This window comes from Akkermansia biwaensis (genome assembly GCF_026072915.1).
Classification (GTDB): Bacteria; Verrucomicrobiota; Verrucomicrobiia; order Verrucomicrobiales; family Akkermansiaceae; genus Akkermansia; species Akkermansia biwaensis.
This window is the reverse complement of sequence record NZ_AP025943.1, coordinates 1,593,424-1,615,218: the sequence shown is the minus strand read 5'-3', so window position 1 is coordinate 1,615,218 and position 21,795 is coordinate 1,593,424. Positions and strand designations below refer to the sequence as shown.

Here is a 21,795-nt window from a genome sequence, read left to right as displayed (position 1 = left end):
CGCCCCTTTGCGGGACAAGCCTCAGCCCGCAGGGGGAACGGCCCGGCTCCGGAGCCTTGGCGCACCCGGATGCGCCCCGCATCTCTTCCGCCGGCCCCTCCGGTGCTTTTCCCTCAAAAATCCGCGTCATTTGCCGTAAAAAAACTTTCCTCCTAGAGCCCGCGGGCACTTAATTCCCCCGGCGGAAATCCACGGTCCAGGACTGCAAGATTCTTCCATCGCCATTATGCCTAAAGACACCTCCATCAAAAAGATTCTCGTGATCGGGTCCGGCCCGATCGTCATCGGCCAGGGTTGCGAATTCGACTACTCCGGCACCCAGGCCTGCAAGGCCCTCCGGGAAGAAGGTTATGAAGTGGTGCTGGTCAACTCCAACCCCGCCACCATCATGACGGACCCGGAGACCGCCCCGCGCACCTATATTGAACCGATTACCCCGGAATTCGTGGAGAAAATCATCATCCGGGAAAAACCGGACGCCCTACTCCCCACCCTGGGCGGCCAGACCGCCCTGAACTGCGCCATGGAACTGCACCGCAGCGGCGTGCTGGAACGGGAAAACGTGCGCATGATCGGCGCCAACGCGGACGCCATTGACCGCGGGGAGGACCGCAACCTGTTCAAGGAGGCCATGATCCGCATCGGCCTGGACGTGCCTCGCTCCGGCATCGCCCACACGATGGAGGAGGCCCGCCAGGTGGCGCGGGACATAGGAACCTTCCCCCTCATCATCCGGCCCGCCTTCACGCTGGGCGGCATGGGCGGCGGCGTGGCGTACAACAAGACGGAATTTGAAGAAATCTGCGCCCGCGGGCTGGACCTCTCCCCCGTCTCGGAAATCCTGATTGAAGAATCCCTCATCGGCTGGAAGGAATTTGAAATGGAAGTCATGCGGGACCGCGCGGACAACTGCGTGGTGATCTGCTCCATTGAAAACATAGACCCCATGGGCGTGCACACCGGGGATTCCATCACCGTGGCCCCCATCCAGACCCTGACGGACCGGGAATACCAGGTCATGCGGGACGCCTCCTTCGCCGTCATCCGGGAAATCGGCGTGGAAACGGGCGGCTCCAACATCCAGTTCGCCATCAATCCGGCCAACGGCCGCATGATCGTCATTGAAATGAACCCGCGCGTCTCCCGCTCCTCCGCGCTGGCCTCCAAGGCCACCGGGTTCCCCATCGCCAAGCTGGCCGCCAAACTGGCCGTGGGCTACACGCTGGACGAACTCAGCAACGACATCACGCGGGAAACGCCCGCCTGCTTTGAGCCCACCATCGACTACGTAGTGACCAAGGTTCCCCGCTTCACCTTTGAAAAATTCAAGCAGGCGGACGAACACCTGACTACCTCCATGAAATCCGTGGGCGAGGCCATGGCCATCGGCCGCACCTTCAAGGAATCCCTGCAAAAGGCCCTGCGCTCGCTGGAAACGGGCCGCTGGGGCTGGGGATTCGACGCCAAGGCGCCGCAAAACCCCTCCGCAGAGGAAATCACGCGGAAGCTGGCCGTCCCCACGGCGGAACGCATCTTCTGGATCCAGACGGCGTTCAGCAGCGGCTTCTCCCTGGAAGAAGTGCACCAGCTCACCCAGATCGACCCCTGGTTCCTGGCCCAGATGCGGGACCTGGCGGAAGCCGGCGGCCGCCTGGCCTCCCTGGACCTGCGGGAAGCCAAGAAGCTGGGCTTTTCAGACCGCCAGATCGCGCTGGCGCGCGGTACTACGGAAGAAGCCGTGCGGCAGGAACGCCGCGAACAGGGCATCATTCCCGGCTACCGCCTGGTGGACACCTGCGCCGCGGAATTCGAGGCTTACACCCCCTACTTCTACTCCACCTACGGGGACGAAAACGAAGCCCGCGACACGGGACGGAAAAAAATCCTCATCCTGGGCGGCGGACCGAACCGCATCGGCCAGGGCATCGAATTCGACTACTGCTGCGTGCACGCCTCCATGGCCCTGCGGGAAATGGGGTATGAAACCATCATCGTCAACTCCAATCCGGAAACCGTCTCCACGGACTACGATTCCTCGGACAAGCTCTTCTTCGAACCCCTGACGCTGGAAGACGTGCTCCACATCTGCGGGCAGGAAAAGCCGGACGGCGTCATCGTCCAGTTCGGCGGCCAGACGCCGCTGAACCTGGCCAACGCCCTGGAAGCCCATGGCGTGCCCATCATCGGCACCAGCCCGAAGGCCATTGACCTGGCGGAAGACCGAGAACACTTCTCCGCCCTGCTCAGGGAACTGGGGCTGAAACAGGCGGAAGCGGGAACGGCCACCAACGTGGAAGACGCCGCCGCCATCGCCGGACGCATCGGCTATCCGGTGCTGCTACGCCCCTCCTTCGTGCTGGGCGGCCGCGGCATGATCATCGTGTATGAGGAAAAGGAACTGCGCCAGTACATGAGCGAAGCCGTGGAAGCCTCCGAGGAACGCCCCGTACTGATCGACCGCTTCCTGGAAAACGCCGTGGAAATAGACGTGGACGTCATCGCGGACCGGGAGCGTGCCGTCATCGGCGCCATCATGCAGCACGTGGAACCCGCGGGCATCCACTCCGGGGACTCCGCCAGCATGATCCCGGCCATGGGCATCTCCATGAAAATGCACAAGGAAATCACGCGCGCCTCCAAGGAACTGGCCCGGCGCCTGAACGTCTGCGGCCTGATGAACATCCAGTTCGCCGTGAAGGACGAACAGCTCTACGTCATTGAAGTGAATCCGCGGGCTTCCCGCACCGTGCCCTTCGTCTCCAAGGCCATCGGCAAGCCCCTCGCCAAGATGGCCGCCCAGATCATGGCCGGCAAAACGCTGGCGGAACTGGGCTTCACCCAGGAAATCACGCCGGAATACCACTGCGTGAAGGAAGCCGTCTTCCCGTGGGGCCGCTTCCCGGGCATCGACGTGGTGCTGGGGCCGGAAATGAAATCCACCGGGGAAGTCATGGGCATTGACCCGGACCCGGACATCGCCTTCGCCAAATCACAGGTCAGCGCCTTCAACCCCCTGCCCACGGAAGGAAAGGTCTTCATCTCCGTAAATGACCGGGACAAGGAGCGGGTGCTCCACATGGCCCGCCAGCTGGCGGACATGGGCTTCACCCTGTGCGCCACGCGCGGCACGATGATCCACCTGCTCCAGCACGACATCGAATGCGAACGCGCCTACAAGGTGAACGAGGCGCGCCGCCCGAACATCGTGGACCACATCAAGAACGGAGACATCGACTTCATCATCAACACGCCCGGCTCCCATGACGCGCGGGCGGACGACATCATCATCCGTTCCTCCGCCATCGCCGCCAAGACCTCCTACTGCACGAACCTGGCCTCCGCCCAGGCCTGCGTGAACGCCATTGAGGCGCTGAAGAACAGGAACCTCCAGGTGTGCACCATCCAGGAATACCACGCCCAGACCCTTTAACCCCATACCACACAGCATTTTTATATCATCATGAGAGCCATTCTCGCACTGGAAGACGGGAGCGTCTTCATCGGTTCGCACTTCGGAACCACGGGCACGGAAGTAGGGGAAGCCTGCTTCAACACCTCCATGACCGGCTACCAGGAAGTCCTGACGGACCCGTCCTACAGCGGGCAGATCGTCACCATGACCTACCCGCTCATCGGCAACTACGGCATCAACCCGGAAGACAACGAATCCGCCGGGGCGCAGGTCAGCGGCTTTGTGGTGGCGGAACTGGCGAAGCTCCATTCCAACTGGCGCGCCACGGAAGCGCTGGGCCCGTGGCTGGAAAGGCAGGGGGTCATCGGCATTGAAGGGGTGGACACCCGCAAAATAGCTAAGCACCTGCGCTCCGCCGGAGCCATGCGCGCCTGCCTCACCACGGAACTGGCCCCGGAGGAAGCCGTGGAAGCCGCCAGAAAGGCCCCTTCCATGGAAGGCTGCAACATCGTGGACAAAATCGGTTCCCACCCCATGACGCCGGAGGAAGTGGACGCGCTGGTGACGGATACGGAACTGCCCCCCGTGGAACACGACATCGTGGCCTTCGACTTCGGCATCAAGTACAACATCCTGCGCCAATTGAGGGAAAACGGCTTCCGCGTAACCGTGGTGCCCGCGCACACGACGGCGGAGGAGGTGCTTGCCATGAAGCCGGACGGCGTCTTTCTCTCCAACGGTCCGGGGGACCCCGCCACGCTGACGGACATCCACCGGGAAGTGGCCGCCCTGATCGGGAAAATCCCCATGTTCGGCATCTGCCTGGGGCACCAGATCATCTCCCACGCGCTGGGGGCGAAAACCTTCAAGCTCAAATTCGGCCACCGCGGCGCCAACCACCCGGTCAAGGACCTTAAAACGGGCAAAATCAGCATCACCTCCCAGAACCACGGATTCGCCGTGGACCCGGCCACCGTGCCGGACGACGTGGAAATCACCCTGCTGAACCTCAACGACAACACGGTGGAGGGCATCGCCCACAAGACGCTGCCCGTCTTCAGCGTGCAGTACCATCCGGAGGCCGCCCCCGGCCCCAGGGATCCCCAGTACCTGTTCCGGGACTTCAAACAGATGATTGCCTCACGCGGGCTGTAGGCGGAGCACAAAAAACGGTCACTCTTCATGCCGGCGCATTTTTCCTCGTCACTTCCGGAAAAATGCGTTATCTCTTACCCGCGGCTCTGAATGAACGGAGCCGGTTTTCCGGTTCACAAACGTTCCGGCGGACGAACCCTGAACAGACATTCCATCCATGAGTAAAATTGCATTGATCTCCGGCATCACGGGGCAGGACGGCTCCTTTCTGGCTGAATTCCTGATTGAAAAGGGCTATGAGGTGCACGGCATCCTGCGCCGCTCCTCTTCCTTCAACACGGGCCGCATTGAACACCTGTACCTGGACGAATGGGTAAGGGACATGAAAAAAAGCCGCCTGGTCAACCTGCACTACGGAGACATGACGGACTCAAGCTCCCTGATCCGCATCATCCAGACCGTCCAGCCGGACGAAATCTACAACCTGGCCGCGCAAAGCCACGTGAAAGTCAGCTTTGACGTGCCGGAATACACGGCGGAAACGGACGCCGTAGGTACCCTGCGGATGCTGGAAGCGGTGCGCATCCTGGGCATGGAAAAGAAATGCCGGATCTACCAGGCGTCCACGTCCGAACTCTTCGGGCTGGTGCAGGAAGTCCCGCAGAAGGAAACCACCCCGTTCTATCCGCGCTCCCCGTATGGCGTCGCCAAGCAATACGGCTTCTGGATCACGAAAAACTACCGGGAATCCTACGGCATGTTCGCCGTCAACGGCATCCTGTTCAACCATGAAAGCGAACGCCGCGGGGAAAACTTCGTCACGCGGAAAATCACTCTGGCGGCCGCCCGCATTGCCCAGGGGATGCAGGACAAGCTCTACCTGGGCAACCTGAACGCCCTGCGCGACTGGGGCTACGCCAGGGACTATGTGGAATGCATGTGGCTGATTCTCCAGCATGACGTTCCGGAAGACTTCGTCATCGCCACGGGGGAAATGCACACCGTGCGGGAATTCTGCACGCTGGCCTTCCGGGAGGCGGGAATCGAACTGGAATGGGAGGGGAAAGGCGCGGAAGAACGCGGCCGGGACAAAAAAACGGGCAACATCCTGGTGGAAGTGGACCCCAAATATTTCCGGCCCGCGGAAGTGGAACAGCTCCTGGGCGATCCCACCAAGGCCAGAACCCTGCTCGGCTGGAACCCCACCTCCACGCCGTTTGAGGAACTGGTGCGCATCATGGTCCGCCATGATATGGAATACGTCAAACACGTCGATTTCCGCTAAGCATGGACAAAAATAGCAGGATATTCGTGGCCGGGCACCGCGGGCTGGTGGGGTCCGCCATCTGGAAAGCGCTGGAAAGCCGGGGCTACACGCATCTCATCGGCCGCACCCACCGGGAACTGGACCTGGAAGACCCGGCGGCCGTCCGGGAATTCTTTGACCGGGAAAAGCCGGAATACGTCTTTCTGGCGGCGGCGTTCGTAGGCGGCATCGTCGCCAACTCCCGCTACCGGGCGGACTTCATCTTCCGGAATCTGCAAATCCAGCAGAACGTCATCGGGGAAAGCTTCCGCCACGGCGTTTCCAAGCTCCTCTTTCTGGGGAGCACCTGCATTTATCCTCGGGAGGCTCCCCAGCCCATGAAGGAGGACGCCCTGCTCACCTCCCCGCTGGAATACACCAACGAACCGTACGCCATCGCGAAAATCGCCGGGCTGAAAATGTGCGAAAGCTTCAACCTCCAGTACGGCGCCAACTACATTGCCGTGATGCCCACCAACCTGTACGGTCCCAACGACAACTTTGACCTGGAAAAAAGCCACGTGCTGCCGGCCATGGTCCGCAAAATCCATCTGGCGAAATGCCTGGAGGAAGGGGCCTGGGACGCCGTGCGCCGGGACCTGGACATGCTCCCTGTGGAACAGGTGGACGGAAACGCCTCTGAAGAAGCCATTCTGGCCGTACTGGGAAAATACGGCGTCACGCCGGGAGCCGTGGAACTGTGGGGGACGGGAACGCCCCTGCGCGAATTCCTGTGGAGCGAGGACATGGCGGACGCCTGCGTCTTCGTGATGGAAAACGTGGACTTCCCCCAACTGCGCGGTGAAGGTCCGGAAATCCGCAACTGCCACATCAACATAGGTACAGGGAAGGAAATCTCCATCCGCGGACTGGCGGAACTCATTGCCGGAACGGCAGGCTACCGGGGCAAAATCACTTTCAATACATCCAAACCGGATGGCACCATGCGCAAACTGACGGACGTTTCCAAACTCCATTCCCTGGGCTGGAAACACCGCGTGGAACTGGAACAGGGCATTGCCTCCATATACCGGTGGTACCTGGACCGCCGGAGTTCCTGAGCCGCCGACCGGGGAACAGACATCCCTGCCCCGCCGCCTCCCTTTCCGCCACATGCACCACGCCTTTCACAACGATTCCGGAAACCCGGCCCCCAGCCTGTGGGCGCTGAGCCCCCTGCTGGTGTTCTTCCTGCTCTACCTGGCCATCTCCGTGGCGGTGCAGGACTTTTACGCCGTGCCGGTCACCGTGGCGTTTACGGCGGCGGCCATCTGGTCCATAGCCATCACGAAAGGGAAAAGCATCACGGAACGGGTGGACCTGTTCTCCGCCGGAGTGGCCAACCGGAACATCCTGATGATGATCTGGATCTTCGTGCTCGCGGGGGCCTTCGCCCAGTCCGCGCGGGACATGGGGGCCATAGACGCCACGGTCCGACTCACCCTGCACCTCCTGCCGGACAACCTTCTCCTGGCCAGCGTCTTCATCGCCTCCTGCTTCATTTCACTCTCCGTGGGAACGTCCGTGGGAACCATCGTGGCCCTGGCCCCGGTAGCCGTGGGACTGGCGGAAGCCACAAACGTCAACACGGGCATGATGACGGCCATCGTGGTGGGGGGCGCCTTCTTCGGCGACAACCTCTCCTTCATTTCAGACACTACCATCGCCTCCACCCGCACGCAGGGCTGCGCCATGCGGGACAAATTCCGGGCCAACGTCAAGGTGGTCCTGCCCGCCGCGCTGCTCGCCCTGGCCTGCTACATGCTGGCGGGCTGGAATGTCCAGGCGCCGGCGGCAGGCGCGGACGTGCAGATAGAATGGCTCAAGGTGCTCCCCTACCTGCTGGTGCTGGCCACGGCTCTGGCGGGTGTCCACGTGATGGCCGTACTGACCCTGGGGCTGCTGGCCACGGGAGCGGTCGGCGTAGGCATGGGCTACTTCTCCTGCATGGACTGGTTCCGCTCCATGGGCGACGGCATGACCGGAATGGGGGAACTCATCATCGTCACGCTGCTGGCGGGCGGCGTGCTTGCCATGATACGCTTCAACGGCGGCATCGCCTACATCATTGAAAAAATCACGCGCCATATCCGGGGAAGGCGCGGAGCGGAATTCAGCATTGCCGCGCTGGTCTCCCTCGCCAACCTCTGCACGGCGAACAACACCATCGCCATCATCACGGCGGGCCCCATCGCCAAGGACATCAGCGACCGCTTCAACATCCCGCCCAGGCGCAGCGCCAGCATTCTGGACACCTTCTCCTGCCTGGTCCAGGGAGTCATTCCCTACGGTGCCCAGATGCTCATGGCCGCGGGCATTGCGCAGGTCTCCCCCCTGCTGATCATGAAATACTTGTACTACCCCCTGATTCTGGGGGCCTGCTCCGTGACGGCCATCATTCTCGGCGGGAGGGCGGACCGGAAACATGCCGCCGGCCCGGAAAATCCGGCCTAGGCATTCGGGAAAAATCCCTCTCCCGGAACGCGGGGGAAAAGGGTTCCTGTTACCGACATGTTACTCTTGTTATCCGCATGTTACTCAACATATGGGGCAAACATGTTATCATACATTCATGAGCCTTCATATAGAACCCACAGAAGAAGCAGTAGAAACCCTGCGCAAGGAAAGGCGAAAAAATTACATTGCCGCACTGGCAACATCCATTCTCTCCGTAGTCCTTGCCGGGGCCATCCTCTACTCCCTGACCATCATCATCGCCGCGCCCGAGGAACCCAAGGTCGTAGGCTACATCACGCCTGACGACGCGCCGCCTTCAGATACGCCGCCCCCGCCGGAAGTGCAGAGGGAAACTTCCTCCGCATCCCATGCGGAAACTCCCGTCAAGGTAGTGGTGGCCGCTGCGGCCGCCCCGGTGAACCTGCCCAAGATCGACATTGACCCTCCCGACGAACCCGTCATGCTGGAAGAAGGGAACATGCTCGGCATGGGGAACGGATTCGGCCCGGATTTGGGAGACTCCACCTCCGCCTTCGGTTCCAAGGAACCCGCGGGCAGCACGCTGGTAGGCACCTTTTACGATACCAAGCAGACGCAGGGCGGACGCCCCACCGACCTGTCCCAGGAACAATTCTGCTCCATTCTTTCCCGCTTCGTGAACCGGGGTTGGAATGAAGCCGACCTGAACCGGTTTTACAAATCCCCCCAGCAGCTTTACGCCGCGCAGTTCTACGTTCCCCGGACCTCCGCCAGTGAGGCCCCCAAGGCCTACGGCTGCGCGGACAAGGTGAAGCCCAGCCGGTGGATCGCCATCTACCGGGGGAAAGTGCGCGCGCCCAAATCCGGAACGTTCCGCTTTGTGGGCGCGGGGGACGACGTAATCGCCGTCCGCTTCAACAACCAGAACGTATTCGACTACGGCTGGTTCCAGGCCTCCCTGGGCAAAATGACGGCGGCGCAGGACATGAAATGGATCAACGCCATGCAGAACAAGCCCGGCAACGACGCCCTGAAAAAGGAACTCAGGGACGCCGGAATCAACGTGCCGCCCTCCACCTTCTACAAATACTCCACCACCAAGCACTGGAATGACACCATGGGCGGCGTGGTCGCCGGGAAGACGTTCACCGTCAAGCAGGGAGATGTCTATCCCATTGAAATCCTGATCAGTGAAATCCCCGGCGGGGAATTCGGCATGACCCTGCTGCTGGAGGAAGTGGGCATGGAACCCATGAGCAAGGACCCCAAGACGGGCGCCCCCATCCTGCCGCTGTTCCGGACCAATTACGGCGTGCCCAAGCCGGACAAGAACAAGGAACACGTGCCTTTCGACGAAATCGGCATCGTCTGGGAATCCGTGAAATAACGCACGGAAAACCTTTCGTTCCCCCACATTCATGCTCGCAGGCCTCCTGCGGGCATTTTGCTTGTCTGGAGGCCGGGGATGCCCTAGCCTCCGGACATGATGCAGCCCTTCCGCTTCCATTCGATCTACCAGCCCCGCATCTGGGGCGGACAGCACATGAGAACCCTGCTGGGACGGGACCTTCCCGACCGGGAAACGGCCTACGGGGAAGCCTGGGAAATCAGCGACAGGCCGGAAGCCATGAGCATCGTGAAGGAAGGCGAATGGGAGGGCCTGCCCCTGCACCGGCTGTGGGAGGAACACCGGGAGGAAATCTTCGGCCCCGGCTATGAACGCTTCCCGCGTTTTCCGCTGCTGTGCAAAATACTGGACGCGCGCGAAAACCTTTCCGTCCAGGTGCATCCTCCGGAACGCACGGCGGAGGCATGGGGAGGAGAAGTAAAAAATGAAGTCTGGTACGTCCTCCACGCGGAACCGGACGCCCTGATCTACGGAGGCATGGAGAAATCCGCCACGGAGCAGGACATATACCGTGCGGCGGACGCGGGCCGGATGGATCAGCTCATCCGCTCCGCCCATCTGAATGCCGGGGAACACCTGTACATTCCCGCCGGACTGGTTCACGCCATCGGCGCGGGCCATCTCATCGCGGAAATCCAGCAAAACAGCGATACCACCTACCGTCTCTACGACTGGAACCGGACGGACGCCTCCGGCCGGGGGAGGGAACTACACCTGGAACAGGCCCTGGACTCCATCCGTGAATTCAGGGAACTCAGCCGCGATCCACGCTACCTGTCCGACACGCCCCACTTCACCTCCCGGGAATACCGCCTGGACAGGGGGGAACGGTTCATCCCGCAGGACCCCTCCCGCTTTGCCGTGCTGACGGTGCTCCGGGGCGGCGTGGCCTGGGACGGCAGGGAGGCCAGGCAGGGGGAATTCATCCTCTCCCCCGTCCGGTCCGCCGCCGTAACGGCCGCCGAACGGGACACGGTTCTCCTCTCAACGACGGTTTGAACAGTCCAATATGACAAAAAGGGTGAAGAATTCCGCACAAAGCCGGGGCTTTCACACTTTTTCGTTGCAAAGAAAGAGGGCGGCTCTTAGTTTGGACTAAACTTTTCCTGCACCAGTCTACCATTCCTTGCCCTCCGAAGGTCGTATGAACAACCTTTCCACCATCGCCACGTATCTTTCCCGTGTTTCCGGCCAGCTCCAGCCCATGCTGGAAAAAGTCCAGGGCATGGACCGCAGGACATTCCTGCTGGAAGCCGCCGCCCTGCTCGCCCTGACAAGCTGCGCGGAAACCTCCGGCAAGGCCGGCCCGGCGCCCATGATCTCCTTCACCCCCTCCAGCGTTCCGCTGGTGAAGCGTTCCCCGCGCCAGCTCCTGGCGGAATGCAACGTGCAGCCGATGCTCATGCCCAAAACCTCCCCCCTGCGCCGGCGTTCCTCCCGCATGAAGCCCCGCTTCATCACCATGCACAACACGGAAAACCCGTCCGCAGACGCCATGCAGCACGCCCGCGCCCTGAACAACGGAGCCCTGCGGTGCAACTGGCACTACACGGTGGACCCGTACGTGACCATGCAGCACCTCCCTTTGAACGAAACCGGCCGCCATGCGGACCGCGGCGGCCCCGGAGACATGTACTCCATCGGCATTGAAATGTGTGAAAAGCGCGGACAAAGCATCGTCAAAACCTTCGACCGCGCCGCCAAGCTGGCCGCCTACACGATGTACTCCCAGAACATCCCGCTGCGCAACGTGGTGCCGCACTACTACTGGACGGGCAAGCGCTGCCCCCATCTGCTGCTGGACAACGGCAAGCCCGGCTTCAAATGGTCCTGGTTCATCTCCCGCGTGGACTACTACCACCGTTGCATCAGTTGAGTTTCCGTGCTCTGCCGCAAACCGGCAGGATGAGTCCCCAGCGAATCCCGGGGAAAAAATCCTGAAGGCGCGCCCATTGCCCCTATCCGCAGGTGCGGAAAATTGACCCGTCCCTGATCCGGCCGCACCGCAGAATCCATCCATCCTCCTGCTTCCGGATGGAGCGCTTCCCATCATCCCGGTTTGAGGCCGCGTCTTCTTGATGCCCTTAATGAATGACCCGGAAAGAAATACCCTGCGGGCCAACCCGCAGGGTAATGATGAAAACCGGAAACCGGACAGGGAAATCCCCGGCACACCGCGCCGTCAATTCTCCACGCGCCGCTTCCGCCTTTGCTGAAATCCCAGCTTTTAGCCCTTCCTGTCTGCGGCGGGCACTACCGCCGCCTTGGGTTGCAGCGGCAGGGTCTTCACGCGGGTTACGCTTCCGTTGACGCGCACGGGCACCACCCTGGGCTGCTCGGAATAAAGCTTCACGTTGCCCACCTTGCCGTTTTTCCAGGAGAAATCCACGGTAATGTTGCCGCGGGCCTTCAACCCCTTCACGGAACCGGACGGCCACGCATCCACAGGGGAAGGCATGATTTCAATGCCGCCTGCGTGGGATTGCAGCAGGATTTCACACACGCCGCCCACGATGCCGAAGTTGCCGTCCATCTGCATGGGCGGGTGCGTCGTCAGCATGTTCGGAAGAGTATTGTACTTGAGCAGGCCCTCAAACATTTCATGAGCCTTGTTTCCGTCCCCGAAGCGCGCCCAGAGGGCCGTGCGCCAGGGCCACGTCCAGGAACGGCGGCTGTCGCCGGTCGTGCCGCGCCATTCCAGGGAAAGGCGGGCGGCCTCCGCCAGCTTGGGCGTCTTGAGCTTGGTAATCTGGTTGCCGGGGAAAACGGCAAAGAGGTGGGACGTATGCCGGTGGTCCGTCTTGGGAATGCGGTCGATCATCCATTCCTGAAGGTTGCCTTCCTTGCCGATCTTGTTGCCGGCCAGCCTCTTCAGCTTGCCTTCCAGGCTCTTGGCCCAGGAGGCGTCCTTGCCCAGAATGCGGGCGGCCTTGATCGTGTTGGTGAAAAGCTCCGCAATCAGCTGCTGGTCGTGCATCACGCCGTCTTCACGGGGGCCGTGTTCGGGAGACCATCCATCCGGAGCCACCAGGGTGCCGGCCTTGATATCGGCCAGTTCCTTCTGCTGCTCTTCATTCAGGGGCTTGCCGCCGGACAGGAAGCCTTCGCCTTTCGCGCCCAATTCCTTCAAATGGTCTTCCCAGAAATGGCAGATCTCCTTCATCAGGGGATAGGCCTGTTTTTCCAGATACTTCCTGTCCCCGGTGAAGGCATAATGTTCCCATATGTGCAGGGCATACCAGGCATTGCCCGGAATGTTCCAGGCCCATCCGTTGCCGCCGAAGATGTTCTGGGAGGTGCGCACCGTCCAGCCGCGCACCGGCTTTCCGTCCTTGGTATTGAACTTTTTATTGGCCTGGGAGGCGTCCCGGCAGCCGGGAGCCATGGCTTCCACGTAATCAACCAGCGCCTGGTGGCATTCAGAAAGGTTGGCGGGTTCCGCGCCCCAGTAGGCCATCTGGACATTGATGTTGTTGTGATAGTCGCAGGCCCACGGCGGCTTCACATACTCGTTCCAAAGACCCTGGAGGTTGGCGGGAAGGGTTCCGGGCCGGGAGCTGGAAAGCAGCAGATAACGGCCGAACTGGAACATGGTTTCCTCCAGGTCGGGATCGGACGGCTTATTCTTGTAGGCTTTCAGGCGTTCCGGAATGGGAAGTTTGGCCACCTCCGGCTCAGTCTTGCCGAAGTCCACTTTCACGCGGTCGAACATGGACTTGTACTGGGCGATATGCGCCTGTTTCAGCGCGGCATAATCCGTGGAGGCGGATTTAGCCGCGTAACGGTCCAGCTTCCTGGAGGGTGCTTCCCCCTTCCAGTCTTTCTTGTAATCCATCAGATAGTCCGTTTCCATGGCGATGACGACCGTGCAGGAATCCGCGTCTTTTACGGAAATCCTGTCCCCGGAGGCGGAAACGGTGCCGCCCTTCGTGCGTATCAGAACACGGCCTTCAAAATTCATGCCGTTCTTCAGGGTTCCCTTCCACGTGAGTATGGGGCCTTTGGCGGAGATGTCCGCATCCACCTGGCAATTCACGGAAAAGTCCGCATTGAAACTGCCGGGCTTGCTGGCGCGGTAGTTGATCACCAGAACATTGGCGGGAGTGCTGGCGAAAGCCTCACGGTCATAGGTCACGCCGTCGGATTTGTAATTCACCTTGTAGATGCCGTCGCGCAGATCCAGGGCGCGGGTGAAGTCCTCCACGGACACGGAGGCGGGCTGGTCCCCTTTCTTGAAGTCCACGAACAGGTCGCCGAAAGGCATGTAGTTGCCGAACTGGTTGGTTCCTGCATCTGGACCGTAGCCGTAGCCGCCCCCCGGATTGGGGCCGCCGGACCAGAGGCTGATCTCGTTGAGGGCAAAACGTTCACGGTTGGGGGCGCTGAAAATCATCGCGCCCACGCGGCCGTTGCCGATGGGATAGCCTTCCGCTTCCCATACGGCTGAGGGCTTCTTGTACTTGCCAAAGCTGCCGTCGGGGTTCTTGTCCGCCTGAGGATAGACGACCACGGCAGGCTTGTCGTCCCAGATCAGGTTGGAGGCGGAAGGTTTGTCCAAGGCGCTCCAGCCTAGCGATACCGCACTTACGGACAAAGCGGAGAAAAGAAGGGATTGAAGATGCATTGCTTTAATTAGACTGTCATAAAAGTACCCTTCCTGCAATCTCTATCTTTCAGCTTTCTTCATGATGCGTCAAAAAAAAGACCAGAACTGTTCCGAGGGAGAAATATCCAGTCTTTAGTCCCTTTCCGTACGCGCCTTTCCTGCAAAAAAGAGGGCAGGGAATTTCCTTGCCTTTCCCCGGAGGCTTCATACCGTTACCATCATGTTGAAACGGTTTGCCTCCATTCTTCTCTCCCTTCTCTTTCTCGGAGCTTCTTCCGGACTGGCCGATGGCAAAGTTCCAGTCCCGGATATTTTGAAAAACCGCATTCCGCTGAAAAAAACGGAGCACCAGCTCAACATCGTTTATTTCCTGGGCAGCGATACGGCCCCCGTGCCGGATTACGAACGCCGCATCAGCGAACTGATGCTTTACCTCCAGCAGTTTTACGGAAAGGAGATGCAGAGGCACGGCTACGGAGCCAGGGCCTTCGGGATGGACATCAAGTCGCCCGGCCGCGTCAACATCATTGAATACAAGGCCGAGAATCCGGCCAGCCATTACCCCTACGAAAACGGCGGCGGATGGAAAGCGGCCCAGGAAATTGAAAAGTTTTTCAAGGCCAATCCGGACAAAAAGAAAAGCCAGCACACCCTGATCATCATGCCCACATGGAACGACGACAAGAACGGCCCGGACAATCCCGGAGGCGTTCCCTTTTACGGCATGGGCCGCTATTGCTTCGCCCTGGACTACCCGGCCTTCGACATCAAGCACCTGGGACAGCCGACCAAGGAAGGGAGGCTGCTGACCAAATGGTACGGCGGCCTGGCTCATGAACTGGGCCACGGCCTCAACCTGCCCCACAACCACCAGACCACGTCCGACGGCAAGAAGTACGGCACCGCCCTGATGGGAGCGGGCAACTACACGTTCGGCACCAGCCCCACGTTCCTGACCCCCGCCAGCTGCGCCCTGCTGGACGCCTGCGAGGTGTTTTCCGTCACACCCGGCCAGCAATACTACCAAGGCAAACCGGAAGTGGAAGCCAAGAACATTTCCATCTCCTTCAAGGGGGACCAGATCCTGATTTCCGGAAACTACAAGAGCCCGCAGACCGTCAAGGCCCTGAACGTTTACGTCCAGGACCCTCCCTACGCCGTCAACCAGGATTACGATGCCGTCTCCTTCTCCGAACGCCTCGGGAAAAAGAGCGGAAAGTTCTCCATGAAGATCGACAGAAAGGAACTGGATGGACTGAAAGACAACGAATTCCGCATTTCCCTCATGTTCGTGCTTGCCAACGGCCAGCAGATACAGAAGCACTTCAAGTTCCTGCGGGACGCCCTCCAGGACTACAAGGACACGGACAAATCCTGATTAAATCCTGGTTCCTGCGCCCTCCGTATGGGCGGACAGCAAGCTGAATCAAAGAAAAAGATTCCTTCTACGGGCATTCATTCTCCCCGCCAGAGGCCGAACACCCGACCCAGGCCTTCACCAGGCAGGCGCATGCACCCGGCGGCGCAGGACGGCTCCCGGAATCTTCCGTCTCCGGAAAACCGTGCATTCATCCTGGCGCACATCAGGGGAACCAGTGATTATTCCTTCAGGTGCTTTCGCCAGTCGGAAGCGTTCTGATAGTAATAAATCGCTTCCTTTTCAAGCTCCTTCATGCGGTCGTCCGGGGCCACTTCATTCCCGTCCCGGTAGAATTCCGCGCCGCGCTGGGGCTTGAGCACCACCATGTCGTCCCCCCGCAAGTAGCCGATGTACTGGTAATTGCTCACGAAGTAACGGGAACGGTACGAGGGTTTCAAGGCATCCTTGCCATAGAAGGAGGCGTCATAAGGCCATTTCAATAGGCCCAGAAGCGTGGGAAGCACGTCTATCTGGCTGATCGCCGTCTCCCGCCGTTCCGGCTTCAGCAGGGCCGGAGCGTAAAAAATGGAGAAAATGCGGTGCGTTTCCGGATTGAGCGATTTTTTTCCGGCGCTCCCGGCGCCGTGGTCGGCCACAAAAACGAACAGTGTATTGTCAAACCAGGGCTTGCTTCTGGCTTCCTCCACAAAGGCCCCCACGGAATAATCCGCGTATTTCACGGCTCCCAGGCGTCCGGTGTGGGAGGGAATGTCAATGCGGCCCTCCGGATACGTATAGGGCCGGTGGTTGGACGTCGTGAATACCACCTGCAGGAACGGCACTCCGCGTCCGCAGGACTCATCCGCCTCACGGACGGCGCGGCGGAACAAGTCTTCATCACAGACGCCCCAGATGGTGGAATGGGTCACCTCGGAATCATCCATGGAGTTGCGGTCCATTACCTGGAACCCGTTGTTGCCGAAGAAATAATTCATGTTGTCAAAATAGCCGTACCCCCCGTAAATCCATTTGAGGTCATATCCCTTTTCCTTGAAAATGGAACCGATTGTCCGGAGGTTTTCATTGCCCTCCCGCCGCACGATGGACATGCCTGGCAGCGGCGGAATGGAGGTGCTCACCGCCTCCAGCCCCCGCACGGAGCGGGTGCCCGTGGCATACGTGTTCGGGAAAAAGATTCCCTCCCGGCCCAGACGGCTCAAGCATGGGGTGATGTCCTCCCCGTCCTTCCGGCATTCATTCAGGAATTCCGCGCCCATGCTCTCCATAATGACCACCACCACATTGGGGCGGATGGCCTCCGCGGCGGGGCGCACCTGCCTCTTCACGCTTCCGGAGGCGGCATCCGGTACGGAAGTATCGTCCGCCGTGAACTCCCCGGCCAGAAAAGCCGCGGCATCCTGGTCCGGCAGGGTCTTGTAATAGGTCCGGTAATCCAGTTCATTCTTGATGAAAGCGCTGAACAGGCTGTAAAGGCCGTCCTTGGCCATTTCCGAATTATAGCGGTTGCCTACGGCATCCGCGTCCTTAATATCCACCAGCCAATAACCGCCTGTAACACACAGCAGCAGGGCGGCCACCACGCAGCCGCGCTTCCATCCGCGGGGAGCTTCAGCATTCCCGGGAATCAGGAAGCGGCGCATGCCCCACGCCGCGAGTACGGAGACGGCCAGAATGCCCAGCAGAATGGGAATAATGGGGTAGGATTCGTAAATGTTCCCGATCACTTCCTTGGTGTAAATCAGATAATCAACCGCAATGAAGTTGAAGCTGGCCTCAAACTCGTTCCAGAAAAAAGCTTCCGCCACGTCTTCAAACAGGCTGGCCAGCGCAAACAGGAAAAACCACGCCAGGGTGATCCAGCGGTCCGCCCTGCCCCCGGCCTTGCTGCGGGGCAGAAGCCACAGATAAATGGCATAGGGCAGAAGCCAGTAGCACATCGTGATCAGGAACTCCGTTACAAAAACATACCCCGTTTTCAGCAAAGGCAGAAAACCAAAATCCATGTTGCGGTATTCAAAGAACACCGTAAACAGGTTTTCCACCACTTCAATCCCGAACGCAAACAGGAGAAACGGCCAAAACCTGCCCCAATAATAACGAATCATGGCCTCCAGAAATATGGTGGAGAAAACAAGCCGTCAATGCCACATTACAACATCAGGACGGCAAGGCTGTCATCCGGTCTCGGGCACAGCATTCCTCCCCTGCCGGAAGGCAGGAACGCCCGGCAGACTGCCTTGAAAATTCTGGAATTAGACCACGTCCAACCCTGAATCCCAATCCTTCCAGACGGGTTCCAGTCCGGCTCCCCGGATGGCGCAGACCACCTGTTCCGGAGAACGCTGGTCTGAAATCTCAAATTGCTCCGTCGCCTTGCATTGCCCCTTCTTTTCCTCCGGCAAATCCACCACGTTCCCCCGCACCGTCAGGTGGGCCGTGGCCGTTCCCACCCCCGTATAACCGCCCGGTTCCGTCCGGGCAATGGCGGACATATGGGTCATGCCCAGATGCATCAGCGCGTTTCTCATGGGCTCCGGCTCACGGGTGCTCACGGACATGCCTATCTTCGGGAAGCAGATGCGCAGGGCGGTCATAAGCTGGACAAAATGGCGGTCATCCAGCATCAGTTCCGGGTCAGGCTCATATTCATAATTCCCGGCATAGGGCCGCATGCGCGGAAAAGCCACGGAAAGGGCGGCTTTCCAGCAGTGCTTCTGCAAATAATCCAGATGCGCGGCCAGGGCCACCGCCTCCCGCCTCCACGGGGCCAGCCCGAACAGCGCGCCGATCTGGATGCGCCGGAACCCGCCCTGGTACGCCCGTTCCGGACAGTCCAGCCGCCAGTTGAAATTCTTCTTCATCCCCGCCGTATGCAGCGTTTCGTAAACTTCCCGGTCATAGGTCTCCTGATAGACGGCCAATTGTTCCGCCCCGTGATGCACGATTTCCGCGTAACGGTCATCCGGCAGGGGGCCGATTTCCAGCCCCAGGGAGGGGATGAACGGATGCAGGGCGTCCAGGCATTTCTGAATGTACCCGTCCGAAACGAACTTGGGATGCTCCCCGGCCACCAGCAGGATGCTGCGCAGCCCCAGGCCGTGCAGGTAGCGCGCCTCCTGAACCACTTCATCCACCGTCAGGGTGGTGCGGATGATGGGATTGTCCCGGGAAAAGCCGCAATACTTGCAATTATTGATGCACTCGTTGGACAAGTAGATGGGGGCGAACAGCCGGATCGTCCTGCCGAAATGCAACCGGGTCAGCCGCCGGCTCTCCTGCGCCATCGCCTCCAGCCGGGCGTCGCCCACAGGTTCCAGCAGGGACATGAAACGGCGCACGAGGGGAGAGGGATGGGCCGTCAGGGCGCTTAATTCTTCAGAGAAGGACATAAGATAACTAATCAGGAATGAGAGACGGGCGGTCCCGGTGCGGAATCTCCGCACAAGGGCCGGAAAAGCCCAATTTGCTCCCTTCTGCGCCGGGGATTCCATCCTTTACCGTGTCATTTCCCGGTGCGGCGGGATTCCGGGAGAAAAGGAGAGGCTGCAAATCGTCGTGACAGACGGCCTTCCGTGGACTAATCTGGCCTTATCCTCCCATGACCTCCACGCCGAACAGCCTTTTCCGCCATTACCTCGATTCCCTGATCCAAAGGGGAACCACACGCGCCAGCCTGACGGAGGAGGCCCGGGACGTCCTGAGAACGTGGTACCTGACCGCCAAAAAGGGAGGCCGCGCACATTCCCCGTCTTCCCCGTCTTCCCCGTCTTCCCCGTCTTCCCCGTCTTCCCCGTCTTCCCCGTCTTCCCCGTCTTCCCCGTCTTCCCCGTCTTCCCCGTCTCCGCGACCAGAACCGGAACCCGTAAAAACACCGCCCCCGGGCACAGCTCCGGAGCTTTTCCCGGAAGAGCGGAAACCGTCTTCCTCCATCACGCTCCCGGAAGGAACGATGGAAGACAAGCTGCAATACCTCAGGGATCTGGCACAAAACTGGAAACCTGCACGGGACCTCAACTCCCTGCGGGACACGATGGTCTTCGCCACGGGCAATCCCCATACGCAGCTCATGCTGATAGGCGAAGCGCCGGGATACTATGAAGAAGTACAGCGGGAACCCTTCGTGGGCCGGGCCGGAGAAAAGCTCAACCAGATTCTGAAAGCCATGGGGCTTTCCAGAGACATGGTTTACATTTCCAACATCGTCAAATTCCGTCCTGCCCTGCCGAACCAGAGAACCAACAACCGCGCCCCTACGCCGGAGGAAATAGAAGCCTGCCTGCCCATCATCATGCATGAAATCCAGGTCATCCAGCCGAAGATGATCATTGCCCTGGGAGGCACCGCCGCAGTCGGCCTGCTGGGGGAACAGGGCTCCGTCAGTTCCATGCGCGGCAGGTTCCACGACCTCAACGGCATTCCCGTGCGCGTCACCTACCACCCCAGCTACCTGCTGAGGTCCGACAATCCGCGGGAAAAGCGCAAGGTATGGGAAGACATGCTGGCCGTGATGGAACGGATGGGCATGCCTGTCTCCGAAAAGCAGCGCGGCTATTTCCTGCCCAGGGAATGAACTCCCTGCTCCCTTTTACCATGCCGCAGCCAAACCGGAAGAACCCGGCGTCCTGTCCCTGATGCGCCTCAGCGTGCCGAGCGCCATTTACAGAAACCGTGGGAATTCCGCCGCAAGACGCCATGCGCCCCGGCTTTCATATTCCCTCCCGCGCCGTGTCCGAGCTGGGTACCATGAAGAAACGGCAAAAGCGCCCGGAACAGTCAGGCTTCCCTATCCATGGAGTTCCTCCTTTTCCGGCACTTCCCAGAACAGGGCCGCCCCCTCACGGCTTACTCCCTCCATATTCAAGTACCGTGCGCGCAGCAGGGTGGAGGAACGGTGCCCCATTTCCATCTGAAGAAGGGGAAAATCCCTGAACCATTTGGCATGGTAGGAAGCGTAAGTATGCCTCAGAACGTCCGGCCTCCATGCCCGGAACCTGCCGCCGCTCCCCCACCCTGCTTCCTTCCTGAATCGCCGCCAGCGCAAAGGCCAGTTCGGCGGGCATAAAGGCCTGTTCCCCTCCGGAATGCCATACCCTGTCAAAAGCCGTTCCAGAACGGGCTGAACGGTAACATGGCGCGCGCCGCCCGTCTTGCTCGCCAACGGTCTTACGGAAATCACCCTTTCTTCCATATCCACATCGCACCACCGGAGGCGGGCCACCTCCCCCGGACGGATTCCGGCATACATCATGATCCAGACAGCAGGAGCGCAATCACGGAATTCGGGAGATTCCGCTGCGTTCCTCAGGCATTTTATCTCCTCAGGATTCAGTACGGCAATGACCTGCTCACGGAAGGAAGGGGCATCCACGCGCAGCAGAGGATTTTGCCTGCACCACCCGCGCCGCAGGGAAAGACTCAGAATTCCGCTCATCACTGCCCGCGCCTTGTAGCGCTGCCTGCCGGAAGAAAAGGCGGATTCAAGAAAACGCGAACAATGTTGCGGGGTCAGTTTCCTGACCGGGAAGTTCTTTAATTCCGGGCATCTGCGCATCAGCGCGCCGGTAAAGTACCTGATATCCCGCAAGGTTGTGGGGCGCCGGCCGCACTTCACTTTCAGCGTTTCATCCACCGCGGCCGCAAAGGATACCGTCTGTTCTCCGTTTTTCAGTTCCTCCGCTCCCAGCTCAATGGCCTTTCTGGCGCGGCGCATGCTGCATCGGGAACCGCCGCAGCGCTGCACCAGCTCCAGAGCCAGGGTAGCCGCCTCCACCATATTCAGCCCGCTCCCTTTCAACAACATTTCCGCCGCCAAATATTCGGCGCGATTTTCGACATGTTCCCTCATTCGAGCAATGTAATTGTAAAATAATGTTTTATGCGTCACAGGATTGACAATCCTGATAGCAAGTAAAAAAACTACAATATTTCATATTTTATGGCGGTTTTAGAATTAATTCATCATGTACAAATTTCAATCTATTTGTTAGATTAAAAACATCGACGCTCCTATCCGGGAAAAAGGAAAGAGGATTTTCTAACAATATGTAAACGAGGCAAATGCATTCACGAACACAGGATTGTCAATCCTGTATGTAGGTGGTGGAAAGAAAAAGGCATTTCTATCCCTTTTCTTCCCGATGAACACAAACAT

The 21,795-nt window shown here is 59.8% G+C and carries 14 protein-coding genes; 10 read left to right on the top strand and 4 right to left on the bottom strand.

Translation table 11 applies throughout. From position 1 onward, the window contains the following. Nucleotides 1-226: 226 nt before the first annotated feature. The 8 genes from carB to OQH67_RS06545 all read left to right on the top strand — a co-directional run bounded on the left by carB (nt 227) and on the right by OQH67_RS06545 (nt 11,533). Complete coding sequence (carB, locus tag OQH67_RS06580; RefSeq protein ID WP_215434110.1) at nt 227-3,430, top strand: carbamoyl-phosphate synthase large subunit; 3,204 nt, start codon at nt 227-229, stop codon at nt 3,428-3,430. A gap of 30 nt (nt 3,431-3,460) precedes the next feature. Continuing rightward, entirely contained in the window at nt 3,461-4,567 is a 1,107-nt protein-coding gene (carA, locus tag OQH67_RS06575) for a glutamine-hydrolyzing carbamoyl-phosphate synthase small subunit (RefSeq protein ID WP_215434111.1), read from the top strand. Nucleotides 4,568-4,724: 157 nt separating this feature from the next. Further along, nucleotides 4,725-5,792: a GDP-mannose 4,6-dehydratase gene (gene gmd, locus OQH67_RS06570; RefSeq protein ID WP_215434112.1), complete on the top strand. Its 1,068-nt coding sequence runs from the start codon at nt 4,725-4,727 to the stop codon at nt 5,790-5,792. A gap of 2 nt (nt 5,793-5,794) precedes the next feature. Then, on the top strand, nt 5,795-6,874 hold the full coding sequence (locus OQH67_RS06565) for a GDP-L-fucose synthase family protein (protein WP_215434113.1): 1,080 nt from the start codon (nt 5,795-5,797) through the stop codon (nt 6,872-6,874). Nucleotides 6,875-6,926: 52 nt separating this feature from the next. Continuing rightward, on the top strand, nt 6,927-8,267 hold the full coding sequence (locus OQH67_RS06560) for a Na+/H+ antiporter NhaC family protein (RefSeq protein WP_215434115.1): 1,341 nt from the start codon (nt 6,927-6,929) through the stop codon (nt 8,265-8,267). A gap of 118 nt (nt 8,268-8,385) precedes the next feature. Next, complete coding sequence (locus OQH67_RS06555; RefSeq protein WP_215434117.1) at nt 8,386-9,636, top strand: hypothetical protein; 1,251 nt, start codon at nt 8,386-8,388, stop codon at nt 9,634-9,636. Nucleotides 9,637-9,732: 96 nt separating this feature from the next. Then, entirely contained in the window at nt 9,733-10,656 is a 924-nt protein-coding gene (locus OQH67_RS06550) for a type I phosphomannose isomerase catalytic subunit (RefSeq protein ID WP_215434119.1), read from the top strand. Between the two features lie 145 nt (nt 10,657-10,801). Then, complete coding sequence (locus OQH67_RS06545; protein WP_215434121.1) at nt 10,802-11,533, top strand: peptidoglycan recognition protein family protein; 732 nt, start codon at nt 10,802-10,804, stop codon at nt 11,531-11,533. 351 nt (nt 11,534-11,884) lie between these two features. On the opposite strand, the gene OQH67_RS06540 is transcribed toward OQH67_RS06545, so the two are convergent. Further along, on the bottom strand, nt 11,885-14,215 hold the full coding sequence (locus OQH67_RS06540; protein WP_215434123.1) for a glycoside hydrolase family 95 protein: 2,331 nt from the start codon (nt 14,213-14,215) through the stop codon (nt 11,885-11,887). 268 nt (nt 14,216-14,483) lie between these two features. Here OQH67_RS06540 and OQH67_RS06535 point away from each other — a divergent pair, with 268 nt between their 5' ends. Continuing rightward, the gene (locus OQH67_RS06535; protein WP_215434124.1) at nt 14,484-15,641 is read left to right on the top strand and encodes a metallopeptidase domain-containing protein; all 1,158 of its coding nucleotides are present in this window, start codon (nt 14,484-14,486) and stop codon (nt 15,639-15,641) included. Between the two features lie 221 nt (nt 15,642-15,862). Here the strand turns inward: OQH67_RS06535 and OQH67_RS06530 are convergent, their stop codons facing one another. Both OQH67_RS06530 and OQH67_RS06525 read right to left on the bottom strand, forming a co-directional pair. Continuing rightward, nucleotides 15,863-17,749, bottom strand: a complete 1,887-nt coding sequence (locus OQH67_RS06530; protein ID WP_215434126.1) for an LTA synthase family protein — start codon at nt 17,747-17,749, stop codon at nt 15,863-15,865. A gap of 147 nt (nt 17,750-17,896) precedes the next feature. Then, nucleotides 17,897-19,033, bottom strand: a complete 1,137-nt coding sequence (locus tag OQH67_RS06525; RefSeq protein WP_215434128.1) for a radical SAM protein — start codon at nt 19,031-19,033, stop codon at nt 17,897-17,899. 209 nt (nt 19,034-19,242) lie between these two features. Between OQH67_RS06525 and OQH67_RS06520 the strand changes: the two genes are divergently transcribed. Continuing rightward, the gene (locus OQH67_RS06520) at nt 19,243-20,214 is read left to right on the top strand and encodes a uracil-DNA glycosylase (protein ID WP_265145405.1); all 972 of its coding nucleotides are present in this window, start codon (nt 19,243-19,245) and stop codon (nt 20,212-20,214) included. A 213-nt stretch (nt 20,215-20,427) separates the two neighbouring features. Here OQH67_RS06520 and OQH67_RS06515 read toward each other — a convergent pair whose 3' ends face one another. Then, nucleotides 20,428-21,489: a tyrosine-type recombinase/integrase gene (locus tag OQH67_RS06515; protein ID WP_215434131.1), complete on the bottom strand. Its 1,062-nt coding sequence runs from the start codon at nt 21,487-21,489 to the stop codon at nt 20,428-20,430. Nucleotides 21,490-21,795: the final 306 nt, after the last annotated feature.